Source organism: Agrobacterium genomosp. 2 str. CFBP 5494 (assembly GCF_900013495.1).
In the GTDB taxonomy this organism is placed as follows: Bacteria; Pseudomonadota; Alphaproteobacteria; order Rhizobiales; family Rhizobiaceae; genus Agrobacterium; species Agrobacterium pusense.
On the sequence record NZ_LT009719.1, the window covers coordinates 1,175,835 to 1,193,154 of the forward strand.

17 protein-coding genes are annotated in these 17,320 nt (G+C 58.2%); 7 read left to right on the forward strand and 10 right to left on the reverse strand.

The annotated features are described in order from the left end of the window. Positions 1 to 81: 81 nt before the first annotated feature. Complete coding sequence (ggt, locus tag AGR2A_RS20250; protein ID WP_072493346.1) at positions 82 to 1,839, reverse strand: gamma-glutamyltransferase; 1,758 nt, start codon at positions 1,837 to 1,839, stop codon at positions 82 to 84. A gap of 363 nt (positions 1,840 to 2,202) precedes the next feature. Further along, positions 2,203 to 3,126 (reverse strand): LysR family transcriptional regulator, encoded by a 924-nt coding sequence (locus AGR2A_RS20255; protein ID WP_072493345.1) that lies wholly within the window; start codon positions 3,124 to 3,126, stop codon positions 2,203 to 2,205. A 130-nt stretch (positions 3,127 to 3,256) separates the two neighbouring features. Between AGR2A_RS20255 and AGR2A_RS20260 the strand changes: the two genes are divergently transcribed. The 4 genes from AGR2A_RS20260 (at position 3,257) to AGR2A_RS20280 (ending at position 7,430) form a co-directional block, all read left to right on the forward strand. Further along, the gene (locus AGR2A_RS20260; RefSeq protein ID WP_072493450.1) at positions 3,257 to 4,030 is read left to right on the forward strand and encodes an SDR family oxidoreductase; all 774 of its coding nucleotides are present in this window, start codon (positions 3,257 to 3,259) and stop codon (positions 4,028 to 4,030) included. Positions 4,031 to 4,090: 60 nt separating this feature from the next. Continuing rightward, positions 4,091 to 4,360 (forward strand): hypothetical protein, encoded by a 270-nt coding sequence (locus AGR2A_RS20265; RefSeq protein ID WP_072493344.1) that lies wholly within the window; start codon positions 4,091 to 4,093, stop codon positions 4,358 to 4,360. A gap of 448 nt (positions 4,361 to 4,808) precedes the next feature. Next, positions 4,809 to 5,210 (forward strand): DoxX family protein, encoded by a 402-nt coding sequence (locus tag AGR2A_RS20275; RefSeq protein ID WP_072493343.1) that lies wholly within the window; start codon positions 4,809 to 4,811, stop codon positions 5,208 to 5,210. A gap of 390 nt (positions 5,211 to 5,600) precedes the next feature. Next, entirely contained in the window at positions 5,601 to 7,430 is a 1,830-nt protein-coding gene (locus AGR2A_RS20280; RefSeq protein WP_080823319.1) for a PAS domain-containing sensor histidine kinase, read from the forward strand. Positions 7,431 to 7,508: 78 nt separating this feature from the next. Here the strand turns inward: AGR2A_RS20280 and AGR2A_RS20285 are convergent, their stop codons facing one another. Continuing rightward, positions 7,509 to 8,591: a hypothetical protein gene (locus AGR2A_RS20285; RefSeq protein WP_004445935.1), complete on the reverse strand. Its 1,083-nt coding sequence runs from the start codon at positions 8,589 to 8,591 to the stop codon at positions 7,509 to 7,511. Positions 8,592 to 9,025: 434 nt separating this feature from the next. Between AGR2A_RS20285 and AGR2A_RS20290 the strand changes: the two genes are divergently transcribed. After that, a complete protein-coding gene (locus AGR2A_RS20290) occupies positions 9,026 to 9,442 on the forward strand; it encodes a hypothetical protein (protein WP_072493342.1) in 417 nt (138 codons plus the stop codon). 156 nt (positions 9,443 to 9,598) lie between these two features. Here the strand turns inward: AGR2A_RS20290 and AGR2A_RS20295 are convergent, their stop codons facing one another. The 7 genes from AGR2A_RS20295 to AGR2A_RS20325 form a co-directional block, all read right to left on the reverse strand. Next, positions 9,599 to 10,309 (reverse strand): anti-sigma factor, encoded by a 711-nt coding sequence (locus tag AGR2A_RS20295; RefSeq protein WP_072493341.1) that lies wholly within the window; start codon positions 10,307 to 10,309, stop codon positions 9,599 to 9,601. After that, positions 10,306 to 10,848, reverse strand: coding sequence for a sigma-70 family RNA polymerase sigma factor (locus AGR2A_RS20300; protein ID WP_072493448.1), 543 nt, complete (start codon positions 10,846 to 10,848; stop codon positions 10,306 to 10,308). Before AGR2A_RS20300 ends, AGR2A_RS20295 begins: the two co-directional genes overlap by 4 nt. 125 nt (positions 10,849 to 10,973) lie before the next feature. Further along, the gene (locus tag AGR2A_RS20305) at positions 10,974 to 11,405 is read right to left on the reverse strand and encodes a DUF2177 family protein (RefSeq protein WP_004445929.1); all 432 of its coding nucleotides are present in this window, start codon (positions 11,403 to 11,405) and stop codon (positions 10,974 to 10,976) included. A 73-nt stretch (positions 11,406 to 11,478) separates the two neighbouring features. After that, positions 11,479 to 11,856 (reverse strand): DUF2147 domain-containing protein, encoded by a 378-nt coding sequence (locus tag AGR2A_RS20310; protein WP_072493340.1) that lies wholly within the window; start codon positions 11,854 to 11,856, stop codon positions 11,479 to 11,481. Positions 11,857 to 11,883: 27 nt separating this feature from the next. Next, positions 11,884 to 13,116, reverse strand: coding sequence for an SAM-dependent methyltransferase (locus AGR2A_RS20315; RefSeq protein WP_072493339.1), 1,233 nt, complete (start codon positions 13,114 to 13,116; stop codon positions 11,884 to 11,886). Next, positions 13,103 to 13,921, reverse strand: a complete 819-nt coding sequence (locus AGR2A_RS20320; RefSeq protein WP_006699862.1) for a DUF1365 domain-containing protein — start codon at positions 13,919 to 13,921, stop codon at positions 13,103 to 13,105. Before AGR2A_RS20320 ends, AGR2A_RS20315 begins: the two co-directional genes overlap by 14 nt. After that, the gene (locus AGR2A_RS20325; RefSeq protein WP_006699863.1) at positions 13,918 to 15,291 is read right to left on the reverse strand and encodes an NAD(P)/FAD-dependent oxidoreductase; all 1,374 of its coding nucleotides are present in this window, start codon (positions 15,289 to 15,291) and stop codon (positions 13,918 to 13,920) included. The genes AGR2A_RS20320 and AGR2A_RS20325 overlap by 4 nt, the downstream gene beginning before the upstream one ends. Positions 15,292 to 15,479: 188 nt before the next feature. Here AGR2A_RS20325 and AGR2A_RS20330 point away from each other — a divergent pair, with 188 nt between their 5' ends. After that, positions 15,480 to 16,268, forward strand: a complete 789-nt coding sequence (locus AGR2A_RS20330) for a DUF1295 domain-containing protein (RefSeq protein ID WP_072493338.1) — start codon at positions 15,480 to 15,482, stop codon at positions 16,266 to 16,268. Then, positions 16,265 to 17,305, forward strand: a complete 1,041-nt coding sequence (locus AGR2A_RS20335; protein WP_072493337.1) for an SAM-dependent methyltransferase — start codon at positions 16,265 to 16,267, stop codon at positions 17,303 to 17,305. The genes AGR2A_RS20330 and AGR2A_RS20335 overlap by 4 nt, the downstream gene beginning before the upstream one ends. Positions 17,306 to 17,320: the final 15 nt, after the last annotated feature.

The following is a 17,320-nucleotide window of genomic DNA, read 5'->3' on the forward strand; positions in this document are numbered from 1 at the left end:
AGGGGAACTGTCGCCTCGTGCCTGCAATCTTGGCGGATAGACACCCTCCACGCTGTTCTGGTGCTCGTGGCCGTGACGCATTCACTCTCCGACAACGGCTCCCTCGCGCCGGGGATCGGCGCTGCCGGCCAACCCCTTGGGGGTCATCTCAATGGCATGCAAACCGGAATTCATTTCACCCGGTTTTACCTCGTAACCCAGCGCCTTGAGCGATCCCACCAGATCTTCTGCGCTGGTGCCGGCCTCGATATCGTATGTGCCAAACCGGTTGATGAGATGTGGCTGGGCGACGATCGCCTCAACGGGCATGCCCCAGTCAATGTAGGCGATCAGCGCCTGTGCCACATAGCCGATGATCTGGCTGCCGCCGGGTGAACCAATGGCGAGCAGGGGTCTTCCATCCTTCATCACGATAGTCGGGGCCATCGACGAGCGCGGCCGTTTACTGGGCTCAACGCGGTTGGCGACCGGCAGGCCGCCGTCGTGAGTCTTGAACGAGAAGTCTGTCAACTCGTTATTGAGCAGGAAACCATTCGTCATCAGACGCGAGCCGAAGCCGTTTTCGATTGTCGTCGTCATAGAGACCACATTGCCGTCCTTGTCGGCAATGACAAAATGGCTCGTAGAGGGTAACTCGAGCGCGGCATCCCGGCCCAAAAGGAGCGCGTGGTCCCATTCAGGCTCGCCGGCCTTGACGGCATCCTTGGCCAACGCCTTGTCGCCATCGAGCAGCTTTGCCCTTTCGCTTAGGTAGCTCTTGTCCAGCAGGCCCGTGATCGGCAGGGTTACGAAATCGGCGTCAGCGACATAACGCTCGCGGTCGGCAAAGGCGAGGCGTTGCGCATCGCCGATAATGCGCCAGCTTTCGACATTCTTCGGCCCCAGGCTCTTCAGGTCGAAATTCTCCGACAGGCCGAGTATTTGACCGATGGCGACGGCACCCGAAGACGGCGGTCCCATCCCGCACACATCAAGAGCGCGATAATTGAAGCAGACCGGTGCGCGCTCGATCACACGATAGCTGGACAGGTCGGTCAGCGACAAGACGCCCGGATTGTCGGCGGCTTCGCGCACGGTCTTGACGATCGACTCGGCGATTGTCCCCTTGTAAAATGCGTCGGCACCGCCTTTGGCAAGCACGGCAAGCGTTTCGGCATAGGCCGGGTTCTTCAACACTGCACCGGTTTGCAGGGCGGCCCCTGAGGCGTCGAAGAAATATGACCGGGCTTCTGCATATTTCTTCAGCCGGTCGCCCTCCGAAGCGATGAGGGAGGCAAGACGCGGTGATACTTTGAACCCCTCGGTCGCCAGCTTTTCGGCAGGCTTCAGAAGGCTCGCCCATTCCGCTTCTCCATACCGTTTATGGGCTTCCTCCAGAAGTCGCACCGTTCCCGGCGTGCCAACGGAACGGCCGCCAATGACTGCGTCCAGGAATTTAAGCGGCTGACCTTTATCATCCAGGAAGAGCTTCGGCGTAGCTTCCCGGGGCGCCGTCTCGCGGCCGTCCAACGTCGTCAACTTGCCGCTTTTTGCATGGTAATAAACCAGGAAGGCACCGCCGCCGAGACCGGAACTCTGCGGTTCGACAAGGCCCAGCACGGTCTGCACCGCCACCATCGCATCTATGGCGTTTCCGCCCGCTGCGATCACCTCGCGTCCCGCCTCAGCCGCGAGCGGATTGGCCGCGGCGACCATGAAGCTCTTTGACTCGACACGTCTGGCAGTTGCAGCTCCCGTCGCTTTTTCGGGCGCGACAGTGTCAGAGGCCTGCTGAGCGGAGGCAATTGCGGTGGAGAGCACCAAAGCGACGACAGTTCCACCGAGAAATCTCGTTTTCATTCGCCTTGTCCTCCAGCGCGGCGCACCGCGTTAACATGAGAAGAGCATCCAGCTGAGCCGGCAGGCCAGTGAATCCCATAATGGCCGAGGCAGGGATGGTTGCCCGAACTTTCTCTTCGCTCTCGGAAAGAGTCGGTCTCTGCCCGTGACGCCATTCACTGACGGACGGTGGCGTCGCTATATTGCTGCACTATGATGACTGTTTCGGCCTGTGTCCATCATGCCGGAAGGTGACACATGCGTTGAGGGCGCGTCATGGAGCCTTCGCCGCCAGCATTATCGCGGTGGTGATTTGCCTGGGTGTCAGTTGTCTTGCGTGATCGGTCCGCTGCCGGACAATCTCATTTTGGTCTCGGCCCCAGGTCAATCCTCAAGAAGAATGGCGTCGCTCAGGAGCTCCCGCTTAAGCAGTGCCTCCAACCAGTCTATGAAGACCTGCAAACGATGGGAGAGGTGCTGCCTGTGTGGATAGAGCAGCGCCATGGGCAGGGATTGGGCCCTGTAATCCGGCATCACCTCGATCAGGGCGCCGTTTTGCAAGTGATCTCGGACGTCGTAGGCAGGTATCTGAATAAGACCCATTCCTGCCAGACAACATGCAATATAGGGCTCTGCACTGTTGACCGTCACGCGGGCACGCATAGACATCGAGCGAACGGTGTCGTTTTCCAGCCATTCCCAGCTTTCAATTCTCCCCGTGGAAGGAGATGCGTAGTTAATTGCCCAATGTTGCGACAGATCGTCCGGGGCGAAAGGTGTGCCATGCGCGGCAAAATAGGCTGGGCTGCCGACGTTGATGAGTGGCAGCCTGCCTATCTGTCGCGCGATCAGACCGGAGTCGGTCAATGCACCGACCCGCAAAACGCAATCCACACTCTCTTCAATGAGATTGACTGCGCGGTCGGTAACCCCCAGCTCGATATCGATCAAAGGGAATCGATGAAGGAAATCCGGCAAGGCGGGCGCGATTATCAACCGGCCGATCCGGCCCGGAACGTCGATCCTCAGCCTGCCCGATGGCCGTGAGATGGTTTGTCGGAAGATGTTCTCGGTGTCCTCGACATCCGAGACAATGCGCTCGCACCTCTCGTAAAAAGCCAACCCATCTTGCGTTGCTGAAACCTTGCGGGTGGTCCGGTGCAGCAGGCGGGCGCCGACGCGCGCCTCCAGTTCCAGAACGGCAGCCGAAACCGTAGACCGTGGCAGGCCGAGTGTGTCTGCTGCACGTGTAAAGCTTGAGCACTCCACAACGCGGGCGAACACACGAAAGAGGTCGATGCGATCCACAAGAGCCTCAGATTGTGCGGGGTTTCAAACAAGTGAAACCAGAATGGATGACTTTATCACGAAAATCCAGACGATACTCTGGCGACGGCGGGCGCAGATGCGGCTGCCCATCTGCAAAAGGAGGCCATCCATGACCGATCACAGCATCAAGGGTAAAACCGTCATCATCGCCGGGGGCGCCAAGAATTTGGGCGGGCTGATAGCACGCGATCTCGCCTCACACGGCGCAAAAGCAATCGCGATCCATTATAACAGCGCTGCCACCAAACGGGAGGCGGATGCAACAGTGGCCGCAGTCAAGGCGGCCGGTGCCGAGGCAGTGGCATTGCAAGCCGACCTGACAACGGCGGGCGCCGTCGAAAAGCTGTTCGGCGAGGCTGTCGCTGCCATCGGCCGCCCTGACATTGCAATCAACACGGTGGGTAAGGTCCTTAAGAAGCCAATCCTGGAGATATCTGAAGCCGAATATGATGAAATGAGTGCCGTCAACGCGAAAACCGCATTCTTCTTCATCAAGGAAGCCGGTAGGCACCTTAATGACAATGGCAAGCTGGTAACGCTGGTGACCTCATTGCTCGGCGCGTTCACACCTTTCTATGCGAGCTATGCCGGCACCAAGGCGCCGGTCGAGCATTTCACCCGCGCAGCCTCGAAGGAGTTCGGTCAGCGCGGCATCTCGGTCACGGCGATCGGGCCCGGCCCGATGGACACCCCGTTTTTCTATCCCGCCGAGGGAGCGGATGCCGTCGCCTACCACAAGACCGCGGCGGCGCTCTCCGGTTTCTCCAAGACGGGACTTACCGACATCGAGGACATCGTCCCCTACATCCGTTTTATGGTCTCGGATGGTTGGTGGATGACGGGCCAAACCATTCTCGTCAACGGCGGCTATACGACCAAGTAACGACCGGGGGAACGGGCTTCAGCGCCCTTTCTCGCCTGCGAGGCATGAAAGGTTGGCATCATGCATATGATGTTGGTGATTCTGGGCGGCATTGCCCTGTTCGGTGTATTCTGCCTGTTCGGTTGGCTGTGGGGCGAGGATTCGGCAAGTGGGGCTGTCGCCGCGAAAGCTTTCATTCCCCTCTGGCTTGCGATGGCGCTGGTCAACCTGTGGGTGGGCGTGACCAAAGCGGGTTACACGGTGATGCTGGAACTGCCCATCTTCGTGATTGTCGTCACAATACCGGCTGCAATAGCTGCGATCGCTGTATGGCAAATCGCAAGGGCCTGATACGTAGCGGCACGTGGCTGCCGGTTCGGTGCACGATTCCTTATCTTGCGTATGGTTGGCGCGGGCGACAACAACGCCATTCCATTCGGTCGGCGGAACTTGATCGATAGCTGCAAGCGGCGTCCAGGCAGCAGCCTAAAGGTGAGGATCGGGAGAAACTGATACTGGATTGGGGCCGTTTGACCGTTGACTACGCAACGTGCGCAGAAACCAGCGTGCGCGTTCAACGGTCACCTGTGCGGGGTTCACGGTAAAATTTGCTTTCTCTCGAAAGCCGAAAGTCTTGTATATTCATCCGCCAGAAAGTCCAGAAGCGCGCGTACGGATGGCAGCAGCCCGCGCCGTGAAGGGAAGGCGGCATGGATCATGCCGCTTCGTAGCGCCCACAGGCGCGGCGCGATGATAAATCTGCCGAGAGTGCCGAAGCAAGATTCAACAGCAACTTCCAATGACTGCAAAGATAAATGATGCGATAATTCTTCTTGGGCGCCTTTCGATCAGCGCGCTGCAGGCCGGTGTCGGCAAGCTCTTCGAAATTTTCGGCTTTGCGGGTTCTTTGGCCGCAAAGGGCGTGCCTTTTTCCGGCCTCGTCGTATATCTTGTGATTTTGGTAGAAATCCTCGGTGCCGCTGCCTTGATATTCGGGGTAAGGGCCCGGGAAACAGGTGCGATACTGCTGGCTTTTACCTATGTCGCCACCTTGCTCAGCCATGCGTTCTCGTCTTTCCCGGAAGAGGCGCGCTCTGCCCAGCAGGGGCAATTCTTCAAGAATCTGGCTATCGTTGGGGCCCTGTTTTTGTATTTCGTGACGGGGCCCGGCAGGTATCGTCCGCGGTTCGGGGCGAAGTAGCCAATCATAATACGGTTTGGCAGCACTCCGGTGCCGCACGGAGGTTTATTTAAAAGGCAGCGCGGTTATCGCTGACGTGACGCGTATCGTTCTTAAGCCGGGCCAAATAGCTTGCAAGCAGTTTCATCTCGCTCCTTCATGCGTGTGTTCATGCAGTGCAGCGAGACGGTCCAGTGACACACCAAAAAGGACTCTGGACTGCAAGAGCCAGGCGGAGGTGATCGGGGGTGGGCCGCTCGGATTGAGATATATGGGGCTTTGATTGAGATACGATCGGCCATGATGACTTTCGGCTGATATCGACGGTCGGACACAGGAAACATGCCGCAACCGTGACAGACACTTTGCTCGCACCCGAAAGTTCTATAGGCTGCTTCTATAAATCCTCAGGTGGAGATCGTCGTCCTGGACAAGGTTAACACGCTCGCAGTTCCCGTATCCAGCCTCCTCGACACAGTGGACTGGGCATCAGGGCCACTTGGCCCGAAATCGGAATGGCCTGCCTGTCTGCATGCCGCCATCGGCATCATGCTTCCCTCACAGGCGCAGATCGTGATGTTCTGGGGACCGGAGTTTGTCGCATTCTACAACGACGCCTACGCGCCAACCATAGGCAATAAGCACCCACACGCATTCGGCAGACCCGCCCGAGAATACTGGAACGAACTCTGGGACGACCTTGAGCCGCTGCTGCAGCGCGTCCTCGCGAAGGGAGAAACGGTCGCCGCAAAAGACAGGCCATTTTATATCGAAAGACACGGTTACCCCGAAACGGTGTACTTCGACATTTCGTATTCTCCGGTCGCGGATGAGGATGGCACCGTGCGTGGTGTGTCCTGCATCGTCAACGAAACGACCGAGCGGGTGAAGGCGGATGCGGCTTTGCGAGAGAGCGAGGAGCGTCTAAGGGCCATCTTCGCGCAGTCGGCCGCTGGCATAGCCCTCGGCGATCTGACCGGAAAACTCCTCAGCGTGAACGATCATTTCTGTCGGATCGTCGGTCGGCCGAGGGACGAGCTGATCGGCATCCGCATGCAGGAGATTACGTTTGCCGACGATCTTCCCGAAAACCAGCGCCTGTTCCAGCACATGGTTCAGACCGGTGAAAGCTTCGAGATAGAAAAGCGCTACGTCCGTGGTGACGGAAGTCTGGTGTGGGTCGCGAACTCGGTCTCCGCAATCCGCGATGACGGGGGAAACATGTTGCAAGCTGTCGCCATTTCGGTCGATATCGGCGAGAGACGACACGCGCAGGAGATCGAGAAACACCTCGCGTCGATGATCGCCTCTTCCAATGACGCGATTATGGGCATCGATCTCGATATGAAGATCACCAGCTGGAACGCAGCTGCGGAAAAGCTCTATGGTTATTCGCAGGATGAAGTCGTCGGCCGGTCGGTGCTGATGTTGGTGCCGGATGGGAGGCAGGAAGAGGAGCCGAGGATCCTCACGGAGGTCAGGGCAGGCCGTTTCGTTGAACCCTACGAGACGCAGCGTCGTCGAAAGGACGGGCGGCTTGTCGAGGTGCTTCTCAGCGTGTCGCCGATCCGCGACGCCAACGGACGTGTTATAGGCGCCTCCAAGACGGCGCACGACATCACCGCCCGCAAGGATGCAGAGCGGCTGAAATCCATTCTCGTCAATGAACTCCATCATCGCGTCAAGAACGTCCTTGCGACTGTGACGGCAATTGCGAGACAAACGCTTGGTCGCGACAAGGCAAACCACGAGGAGGTGGAAGCCTTCACCAGCAGATTGGCGTCGCTGAGCAGAGCGCAGGACCTGCTGGTGCACGCCGACTGGCAGCACGCAGATCTCAAGGCCGTCATGCAGCAGGCCTTGTCACCTTATCCCGTCGACGCCTTTCAGATTGGCGGGCCTAGCGTTCCCTTGCCCCCGAGAGCGGTCGTGTCACTTTCCCTTGCTCTCCACGAACTGGCGACCAACGCGGCAAAATACGGTGCACTGTCCGCGCCTGGCGGCCAGGTATCCATCTCGTGGCAATTCGAGCCTCTTGCAGACAACCGCCTGCGGATTGTGTGGGAGGAGCGAGGGGGGCCGGAGGTTGCTCCGCCCCGGCGCAGGGGTTTCGGTTCGACCCTCATCGAGCGGCTTCTGTCCGCCGAATTGAAAGGCGAGACGAAATTCGTCTATGAGAAGAGCGGTGTGATCTGCGTCATTGAGGCGGAAATGTCGAAGGATGATGATGGCGCGGCGTAATGAGGCCGAAGAGCGCGTATTGGCTTATGATCGGGGCCCCGCCCGAGACGGGCGGGACTCCTCTGCAGATATGAAGGGCTATCTCCTGTAGGCGAGTCCGCCCCAGATTCTTCCTTCATCCCTATGTCGACCACCGTGAACAGCGCCGATGTAAGCTGCTGCAGAGGACACGATTGCTGAAGCCGCCAATAAAAATGCGGTCAGAATGCCGGTGATTCGTGCTTTCTCCGCAACGTCAGCCGCCTGCCTCTTGGCATCCTCCAGCGCTTTCTCTGCCTGCGCCTTCATTTCGTCGACGCGCTTTTGGGCCTCATCGACTTTTTGCTGCGCTTCCGTCCGTACGGCCTGCACCCGCTCCACCGTCTGATTGACCCTGTTCTGGGCATCGGTCTGGCTGATGCCGGTACGCGTAGCAATCTGTGTCGTGAGCCAGTTTCTGTCAGCGTCGGAAATTTCGCCTGTCGACAGCAGATTTCCCAGGATGCCGCTTATTTGCCGCTGGTAGTCACCGACGGTTTGATCGGCCTGCGGCGACGCTGCCTGTCCATCCGTTCGCAACAGCGTATCGGTAAAATAATCGAGCGGATTGGCCCTGAGGCCCTGCGGAAGCATCTGCTCGATGCTGGGCGCTGCTGCCTGCCCGGCCCCTTGCGCGATACCGCCAGCGGCACTGCCGGCTCCTGAAACGATTCCCCCGGCGACCTGTCCGACGCCTTGCGCCGCTCCACCAACCGCCGTTCCGGTTGCCTCAATTGCTGTCTGGGCGGCGCTTCCAACAGCTCTTGCACCACCTGAAAGAACGCCCAGGGCCAGGAATGCCGAGACGACCGTTCCAATCCCCCAAACCACCAGCCCATTCAGGCCGTCACGAACGGTCAATTCGTTTCGGTCCGCCTGCCCTGCGGGTCTGCGCATCCGGCCGGTGATGTAACCGCCCAGCATGTAAGAGCCGACCATAGAAACGACGACGAAGAGGCCGGTTATGATCAGCCAGACTGAACTGATCTCACCGCCATTGTCCGCCGAGATTGAACTCAGTCCCAATCCGCTGGCAAACGCGGTGAGAACCGCCATTGCCCCGGAGGCAATAAACGCACCGGCAAAAATGGCAGGCCAGTCGACGTAGCTCCGATTGGCGTCAGTAACGATTGGATCAACCATTAGCGTAACCCCAACAGTGAGAGAATGAACAGGACGACCACGACCAGCCCGACTAGGTAAATGATAGAGTTCACGGTATCTCCTCCGAAAGGGGGCAGATTCTCCGCATGGCGGATGACTGCATGCTGTGGGAAATGCGAGCTTCATTGCTCGTGAACCAAACTCGTCGCGCTCAAAAAAGTTTCACCCCCGATCGCCGTCGCTGGCAAATCCGGATTCAAGACCGATTCCCTGTCTGCGATGTGTCTTGTCTCGCGTCGCCGGCCTCTAAAGAACCTTCGACAGTTAGACCCATTTGTTGGCGGCGTCTGAGGAGGCGCGGTCCCGGTGTTGTGCGATAGCTGAAGCAAGTGTTCGCAAGACCCACCGGCCAGGGCTTTACGCGACGCAAAGCAATCATTCGTCCTGGAACATCCGAGAGAGGCGCGGGTTAGATGCTGATCAAGGAGGCTTCGATGAACCAAAATACCTTTCAACAACATGGCAGTTCTGTTCCCGCGGCATCAGAGGGCAACGGACAGCCGAACCCCGCGGGTGTCCAGCCGCAAATCTCCGACGCTCCCCTCGTTGACGCGGCGCTTGCAGAGGTAGCGGAACGCGATGACAGCCTTGCAGCGCAATTGAGCGATGAGATAAACGCACTGCGCGCCGAGATCGACAGTTTGAAAGTCCGTGCTGGCGAAACCGCTTCACGGGCTTTGGTGTCTGTAAATGCGGTTGCCCGGATCAATCGCCGTGCCGCACGTAGCGCGATCGGCAGAAGTCCTTGGGCTTCACTTTGCCTGGCCGCGGGTGTGGGTTACGTGTTGGGCTGCAGCACGTTGCGAAAAGACGGATGGCGGTGGCGGTAAAATTGAGATCGGCCGCAGCAGCGCGGCGTTCCGCTTCAGATACGGCGGATCACCCTTGCCAGTCCTGGGTTCTGCACCATGCTGGACACGGAATTGCGTCTTTCTTTTCCAGCGGCAGCATGACAATACCATGGCTGGAGACGGCCCAGCGGGGCATCAACCCCACCGGGCGGTGCCGACAGCAATGACCGGACCGGTTGCCTGACCGGTCGGTGAACCACCGAATGGTTCGACACTGATCGCGAAAGTCGTACCTTCCTTTATATTGCCACGCATGTCGGCGGGAATGACGAGGTCGCCATTCGTGCCGGGCTGGAAAACGCCGAGCGAGCGGGTCTTGCCGCTGTCCATGACGAGCCACAGTTCCAGTGACTTTTCGTCCGTCTTTCCGGTCGCCACGGGAACGATACGCATTCGGCCCGATTCCGCGTCGTAGGACGCGAGGAGATTGACCTGGCTGTCGGTTGTCGCAAGCTCGGCCACAAGCGGGCTTGTGCCGTCCCGTTGTTCCGGGAACGCGGCATAAACGACGGCAGCCACGGCGGTTGCGCTGGTGGCCACAGATATCCAGCGCCAGAAAGATGCGGAGTTCCACAAGGTGCCATTCGTGTTGACCGCTCTGCTGCCGAACAGACGCTCTTGAATACGGGCAAGAATAGCGGCGCTGGGCGTCTCTTCCTGGTAATCGGCGTTAAAGTCTGAAAACTCGGTCTCCCAGCGCTGCACCAGTTGCGCGAAGACCCTGTCCTCCTGGATACGCTGTTCCACTTCGCGGCGCTTTTCAAGCGGCAGGACACCAAGCACATATTCGCCTGCGAGTATTTCATCGCGCGAGTGCATTCCGCCGCTGTGGTCGCCCGTCGTCATCGCTGCATGCACTCTCTGAGTTTGATAAGACTGCGCCGCAGCCAGGTTCTAACCGTATTCAGTGGCACCCGTAATTCGTCGGCGAGTTCGAGATAGCTCAGACCCTCGACATAGGCCCGGCGTATTGCCTGTGCGTGCACAGTTTCAAGTTCCCGCATGCAGTCGTCGATCCTGCGGCCTTCATCCGCCAGAACAACATGCTGTTCAGGATCGCGAACGCTTTCGTCGACGAGGTCATATACCTCGTCAATGTCATCGCCAGCAGGTCTGCGGGCGCGAATCGTGTCTATGGCGTGGTTGCGCGCGATGGTGGCGAGCCATGTCGCCGGTTTGCCGGCACTGGCGGCAAATGTGCGGGCGCGCTGCCACACCTTGATATAAATTTCCTGCAGCGCCTCCTCGGCGTCCGTTCTGTCCCGCAGGATTTTCAGGCAGATCGCAAAAAGCTTCGGGCTTGTTGCCCGGTAAAGCGAGACGAATGCTGAACGATCACCCATGCCGACGCGGTGGATAAGGCTTGCGATCTCTGTGCCCTGCATTCGAACCTTCCTTGCTATTCTTCCTTTATAGGATCGTCTTTCGAAGGAAGACAAGAGATGCTTGGGAAGTTCGTTCCGGACACGCCCTGTGATCATCGGGCGCAGGCTGCAGGAGGCGACGGTCATCATGGCCAGCCTGCCGAGTTTTCCAACGGGCCAATGATGCGTACCGTGACAAGAAAGCCGATGACGGCCGCTGCCGCGGAGACGAAGGTGCCCCACAGCAGATCGGCAACTGTCAGGGTCGTCGACCAGCTTTTCAGCGTCGCCTGATTGGTCAGATCATATGTGGCATAAGCCATGAAGCCCACGGCAGCGCCGTAAAGCAGCGCCGTGCTCCATTGTCCCGAAATAAGTGCCGGACGCACGGCGAGAAAAGTAAGGCCGGCGGCGTAGATGAGATAAAAGATGATCGCCGGAGCGAGACGGAAATTTTCCGCCAGAAGATCGCCGATGGCCGGTCGATAAAGTCGTGACGCCATGGTGCTCAACCAGATGAAATCGATCACCAGAAAGGCAACCAGGGTGAAGAAATAGGCGGCAAGATATGTCTTCATCGATTTTTTCCTTTGCCATTGATCAGGCGACTTTTTAGTCTGGTTGACAAGAGGGGGAGGATCTGGGACGTGGCTAGTCGATCCTGGTCCAGCTTATGCCCTTGCACAGCAGACCGGCGATGATGCAGCCTTTCGTAGTCATGTTGTTGCCTGCCACCGTCACCGTTATCTTGTAGGATTTATCCCGCTGCGGGTCGAAGGCCGTGCCGGTGTAATTGCCCGTCTCGCCCGGCCTTATGTCCATGATCAGGCGGTCGCCGGTCTTTTCTTTCTGGGTGCCGGGTTTGATCCATGTGTTTGTCGCACATATTTTCTCGCCGCAGGGAGCGATCAGCACTTTCGCCTTGCCGTCGCCCCGCGCCCAGTTGCCGTTGATATCGGCTGCGGTCGCACTTGTCCCTACCAGCAACGGAGACAGGGCGGATGCAATAGCCAATCCAAGAATCTTCATCGTGGTTCTCCGTTTTTTTGTCCCGCCTCATCCGTGTTCTATTGTGTACAGCCCGACATTAATGGTTCCCTCGGCAAAACCTGCTTCGCAATAGCAGAGGTAATACTCCCACATCCGCCGAAAGCGCTCGTCGAAGCCGAGCAGGGAAATAGTCTGCCACCGGGCATGGAAACGCTGGCGCCATTCCGCCAGTGTGAGCGCATAGGACTGGCCGAAAAGCTCCTTTTCCGTGAGTTTGAGGCCGGCTTGCCCCACGGCTTTTTCCAGAGCTGAATCGGAGGGCAGGAAGCCGCCAGGAAACACGTATTTCTGAATGAAATCGGCCTTGCGCCGATACCTATCGAAGCGGTTTTCTTCAATAGATATGATTTGCAGCACCGCCCGACCGCCGGGTTTCAGGCAGCGCTTCAGCGTCCCGAAATAGCTTGGCCAATAGGCTTCGCCGACAGCTTCAAACATTTCCACGGAGACGATGTTGTCGAATTGACCTTTGACGTCGCGGTAGTCCTGCAGCTTCAGTTTGATCCGGTCAGTCTTGTCTGCTTTTTCCGCAGCATTTTCCGCCCAGCGCAACTGAGAGGGCGACAGGGTGATGCCGGTCACGTTGGCATTGTGCTGCGTGGCGAGGTGAATGGCGAGCGCGCCCCAGCCGCAGCCGATTTCCAGCACATCCTTGTCGCCGGTCAACTGCAACTTTTCGGCAATACGCTCGAGTTTCTTCTGCTGCGCTGCCTCGAGGGTTGGTGTCATCAGGTCGAAAATCGCCGATGAGTAAAGCATCGAGGGATCGAGCCATTGCCGGTAAAACTCGTTGCCGAGATCGTAATGCGCCTCGATGTTGCGTCGGCTGCCACGTCTGGTATTGGCGTTCAGCCCGTGCGCAAGCCGGTTGATGAGGCGCATGGGCAGGCTGCCGCGCATTGATTTCGTGAAAGCATCACGATTTTGCGCGGCGAAACGGATAAGCGCGGTCAGGTCCGGTGTGGACCAGTCGTTCTCAATGAAGCCTTCCGCAAAGCCAATATCACCATTGACGAACAGACGGCGGATTGCCCGCCAGTTATGCAGAACGAGAATGGCGTCGATGCCTTCCGATGTCCCCGATTTTTCGATGGTTCCGCCGCCGGGGAGGGTGATGCGAAGCCGGCCGCGGTGAATATTGTTCAGCAGCCGGGTGATGAGCCAAGTGCCGAGGCCCATACGGCCGCTGACGCGGGTGTTCTGCACCGGTAATTCCGAAAGATTGTCAAACGGGGTCATGAATTCTGGCCTCGATTTGCGACGATGAAGGGTGAACGAAGGATATTGGCTGTGCGGGTGGCGGCGGGCGCTTTCTCAGTCCCACCCCCTTCAGCCAGATTTTCAGCGCTTCCCAGTGAATGCCGAGAACGACTTTCAGGGTCAGGAAAGGAATGGTGACAAAGGCTCTCAGCAAGGCTCGATCGGTCAGTTCGACCCTTCGGGCAAGATGCCTGGCGGTCAGGACGGCGCCATCTTCGTCGAATGTTTCAATGACGATCTTCAGTCTCTCCCCAGGCGGGATGACGCGGAAAACATAGTGAAGGTTCATGTCCATGAAGGGCGAGACATAAAAAGCCTTGTCACAGCGCTGTACGATCTCCGCGCCCATGCCGGCCTCTACGGGGATCAGATAGGAATGCCGTTGGCCGAAAGTGTTGTCCACTTCCCAGAGGATGGCTTTGAGTTCCATGTCGCGGCCATGGCAGAAGAACACGCTGAGCGGATTAAAGGCCCAGCCAAGCAAACGCGGCATGGTAAGCAGGCGCACCGGCCCTCCATCCGCTGTCATGCCTGCCGCCGTCATTGCGGCATCTATTTGCTGGCGCAGCCCAAGCCCGCTGCCGTTGCCTCGGTCCCTGCGATGAAATGAAAACAGGTTGAACCGGTCCACCGAGAAAAACCGCAATTTCCGGTCCAGCGTCTCCAACTCATCGAGATCGAGAAATAGCGAATAGATTCGATAGTCCAGTTTGTGGGTTTTCGGCTTGAACCGGGCGTGGGTGACATGGCCAGGGAAAAGCGCAGAGACGAGGGGAGGCTTCATGCCGTCGCCTCCATGGATCGCGTGTCCGTGGCAATCGTCTCTAAATCGAGGCGGATGATCCGGCCGCTGTCGTCCGCCACCTTCCATGGGCGGGACAGGCCACCGAGATCTTCAGCGACGGCAAGCCCAGCCTGGAGGCCGTCTTCATGAAAACCGGAACCGAAATAGGCGCCGCAGAACCAGGTGTTTCGCAAGCCCTGCAAGGCCCATAGTTCCTGGCGCATCTGTTCGGTTCCGGCGTCAAAGACGGGGTGGTGATAGGTCTCTTCGGCGATGATCTTTCCTTGATGCGGTTCCCGCACCGGGTTCAAGGTCACGAAAATATCCTCGGCTTCGCCGAGCGGCTGGAGCCGGTTCATCCAGTATGTGATGCTGGGCTGGCCCGCTTCGGTGCGCGTGTCGGCCACATAATTCCAGCTTGACCAAGCCGCGCGGCGGCGCGGCATGAAGGTGTTGTCAGTGTGAAGCACGGCCCGGTTTCGCGTATAACCAAAGGCACCGAGAATGCGCTTTTCGACACGTGTCGCATCCGCCAGCAAGTCCAGCGCCTGATCCGCATGCGTCGCGATGACCACGTCATCGAAGCCGGCAATCTCACCCTGCGCAGTTGTAATTTCGACGCCGTGCGGCAGGCGGCGAATACGCGTCACTGGCGTTGACAGGCGAATTCTGTCTGCAAACGGTGCCGTGAGGCGTTTTACATATTCGCGCGAGCCCCCAACGACGGTGCGCCAGACCGGCCGGTTGCGCAGCAACAGCAAACCGTGATTGCGGCAGAACTTGATGAAATGCGCTGCCGGATAACGGCCTACTTCCATGGCCGGTGTGGACCATATGGCCGCAGCCATCGGGTAGAGATGATCGTCGCGGAACGCTGCGCCATAGCGATTACGCGTCAGATAATCGTCGAGGGACATGTCAGCCATCGAGTGCAGGTCACGCGGGGCGTTGCGATAAAATCGCAGGAGGTCCGCAAGCATCGACCAGAAGCGGGGTTTTAGAGCATTTCTCTTCTGTGCGAGCAGGCCAAACCCGTTTCCGCCGGAATATTCAAAGCCGCCATTATCAAGGGAAACAGCGAACGACATGTTCGAGGCTGCGGTCGGCACGTTCAGCTTTCGAAAAAGCGCGGTCAGATTGGGGTATGTCCAGTCGTTATAGACAATGAAACCCGTATCGACATGCATCGGGCCATTCTTCGTATCGAATGTCACCGTGTTGCTGTGGCCTCCGACGCGGTCTGCCGCCTCGAAGACCGTGACATCGTGCCTTTGCGACAAGAGCCAGGCTGCTGACAGACCGGAAATTCCCGTTCCCACTATCGCGATGCGGCGCCGGTTGTCTCGTCGCATTGTTTCGGTGTCGGTCATCGATCCTCGCTATCGCATTGTAGAAATTGTCTTTGGACAGCGCAGATACGAGGCAGCCGTCTGATAAGTTTCAGCGGTAGGTGGTTTTTCGAATTTTTTTCGAACCCTGAAACTCTTTTGCTGGTTAGGCCGTATTTGCCATCACGAAACCAGGCCTCGATCGATTGAAAGTGGTGAGCGAAGTAGTGATGTTTTCCGTGATTCTGACGCTTGCCATTCTGATGTCGCTGCTGATGGCAGGAGCCTGGGCATTACAAAGAGCGACCGGCTCGAGCGGCTGGATCGACACCGTCTGGTCGGCAAGCGTCGGGCTCGGCGGCATCTTGGCTGTGTTGCTGGCGGAGGGCGATGGCGGGCGGCGCAGTATCGTATTCTGTCTCGTTGTCGTATGGTCCCTGCGGCTTGCTGGACACATAGGCCTGCGCACGCGGGGTGGCGGGGAAGATCCGCGTTATGGAAAACTCATGGAGCAATGGGGCGAAACCGGTCCCCGGCGGCTTTTCTTCTTCCTGCAAATACAGGCGGTTGCCGCCTTCGTGCTTGTTTTGGCTGTTTATCTAGCCGCCAGCAACGACCGGATTTTCCCGCGCACGATAGATCTTCTCGCCACCATGGTTGCGCTTGTTGCACTGGCAGGTGAAGCGCTCTCGGACGCCCAGCTGTCGAAATTCAGGAAAACCCCCGAAGCGAAAACCGGTATATGTGAAACCGGTCTCTGGCGTTATTCACGCCATCCCAATTATTTCTTCGAATGGCTTTTCTGGTGCAGCTTGCCGCTGCTGGCCCTTCAGGCGCACGGCTTGTCCTGGGCGTCGCTTGCCGCGCCCGTCATGATGTACTGGCTGCTCGTCCATGTCTCCGGCATTCCGCCGCTTGAAGAGCACATGCTGAAATCGCGCGGAGAAAAATTCCGTGCCCTGCAACGCCGCGTCAACGCCTTCTTTCCGGGGCCGCGCAAAAACGAGGAAACGCCATGAATATGCTCGCCTTTGCCATCAATGCCGCAGAACGCGCGGCGCTCAACGACAGCGTTACACTCGCCGGAATAGATATGCTCTGCGCAAGAACGAAACGGCGGCTCGCAAAAATACCGCCGGATGCCGAGGCGGCTTTTGCGGCGGATATGGCGAAATTCCCCGTCGCCAGCCATACCCACGAGGCGAACAGGCAACACTATGAAGTCCCCGCTGAATTTTTCGCACTGGTTCTCGGAGCCCAGCGGAAATATTCCTGCTGCTATTATCCCCATAACCAGACAAGTCTCGATGAAGCGGAGACAGCTGCTCTCGCCGAGACGGTAGACCATGCCGAGTTGGAGGACGGCATGGACATTCTCGAACTCGGCTGCGGTTGGGGTTCGCTGTCGCTTTATATGGCAGCGCGTTTTCCCAATGCGCGGATCACGTCGGTCTCCAATTCCGCATCGCAACGGGAATCCATCCTCGGCCGCGCGCGTGAGCGCGGGCTGTCCAATCTTTCCGTGGTGACCGCAGACATGAACGATTTTGCGACCGGCGATCACTTTGATCGCGTCGTATCGGTCGAAATGTTCGAACATATGTCGAATTGGCAGGTGCTCTTCGAACGCGTTCGTGCCTGGCTGAAACCAGATGGCAAGTTTTTCCTCCATGTCTTCAACCACCGCAGCCGATCCTATCGTTTCGACCACAACAACCCCGCCGACTGGATTGCCCGGCATTTTTTCACCGGCGGCATCATGCCCGCTTTTGATCTTCCCCATCGTTTCAGCGAGGTTCTTACCGTCGAAAGGGAATGGAACTGGCCGGGATCGCATTATCGGCGCACCGCTCTCGCCTGGCTTGAGAATTTCGATCGGGAAATCGGCCACATAAGGCCGATCCTGCAGCGGGTTTATGGCGCTGACGCGCGGTTATGGGAACGCCGCTGGCGTCTGTTTTTTCTCGCAACGGCCGGGCTGTTTGGTCACGAGGACGGTAACGTCTGGGGTGTGGGTCATTATCTCATGAAGCCCGCAATTGTTGCCGAAACCTGAGAGGGACGTGGCCGA

What these genes read in the sequence shown, in the direction of transcription:
- ggt (WP_072493346.1), bottom strand. Translation starts at nt 1,839, where the DNA reads ATGAAAACGAGATTTCTCGGTGGAACTGTCGTCGCTTTGGTGCTCTCC.
- AGR2A_RS20260 (WP_072493450.1), top strand. Translation starts at nt 3,257, where the DNA reads ATGACCGATCACAGCATCAAGGGTAAAACCGTCATCATCGCCGGGGGC.
- AGR2A_RS20265 (WP_072493344.1), top strand. Translation starts at nt 4,091, where the DNA reads ATGCATATGATGTTGGTGATTCTGGGCGGCATTGCCCTGTTCGGTGTA.
- AGR2A_RS20275 (WP_072493343.1), top strand. Translation starts at nt 4,809, where the DNA reads ATGACTGCAAAGATAAATGATGCGATAATTCTTCTTGGGCGCCTTTCG.
- AGR2A_RS20285 (WP_004445935.1), bottom strand. Translation starts at nt 8,591, where the DNA reads ATGGTTGATCCAATCGTTACTGACGCCAATCGGAGCTACGTCGACTGG.
- AGR2A_RS20290 (WP_072493342.1), top strand. Translation starts at nt 9,026, where the DNA reads ATGCTGATCAAGGAGGCTTCGATGAACCAAAATACCTTTCAACAACAT.
- AGR2A_RS20295 (WP_072493341.1), bottom strand. Translation starts at nt 10,309, where the DNA reads ATGACGACGGGCGACCACAGCGGCGGAATGCACTCGCGCGATGAAATA.
- AGR2A_RS20300 (WP_072493448.1), bottom strand. Translation starts at nt 10,848, where the DNA reads ATGCAGGGCACAGAGATCGCAAGCCTTATCCACCGCGTCGGCATGGGT.
- AGR2A_RS20305 (WP_004445929.1), bottom strand. Translation starts at nt 11,405, where the DNA reads ATGAAGACATATCTTGCCGCCTATTTCTTCACCCTGGTTGCCTTTCTG.
- AGR2A_RS20310 (WP_072493340.1), bottom strand. Translation starts at nt 11,856, where the DNA reads ATGAAGATTCTTGGATTGGCTATTGCATCCGCCCTGTCTCCGTTGCTG.
- AGR2A_RS20315 (WP_072493339.1), bottom strand. Translation starts at nt 13,116, where the DNA reads ATGACCCCGTTTGACAATCTTTCGGAATTACCGGTGCAGAACACCCGC.
- AGR2A_RS20320 (WP_006699862.1), bottom strand. Translation starts at nt 13,921, where the DNA reads ATGAAGCCTCCCCTCGTCTCTGCGCTTTTCCCTGGCCATGTCACCCAC.
- AGR2A_RS20325 (WP_006699863.1), bottom strand. Translation starts at nt 15,291, where the DNA reads ATGACCGACACCGAAACAATGCGACGAGACAACCGGCGCCGCATCGCG.
- AGR2A_RS20330 (WP_072493338.1), top strand. Translation starts at nt 15,480, where the DNA reads ATGTTTTCCGTGATTCTGACGCTTGCCATTCTGATGTCGCTGCTGATG.
- AGR2A_RS20335 (WP_072493337.1), top strand. Translation starts at nt 16,265, where the DNA reads ATGAATATGCTCGCCTTTGCCATCAATGCCGCAGAACGCGCGGCGCTC.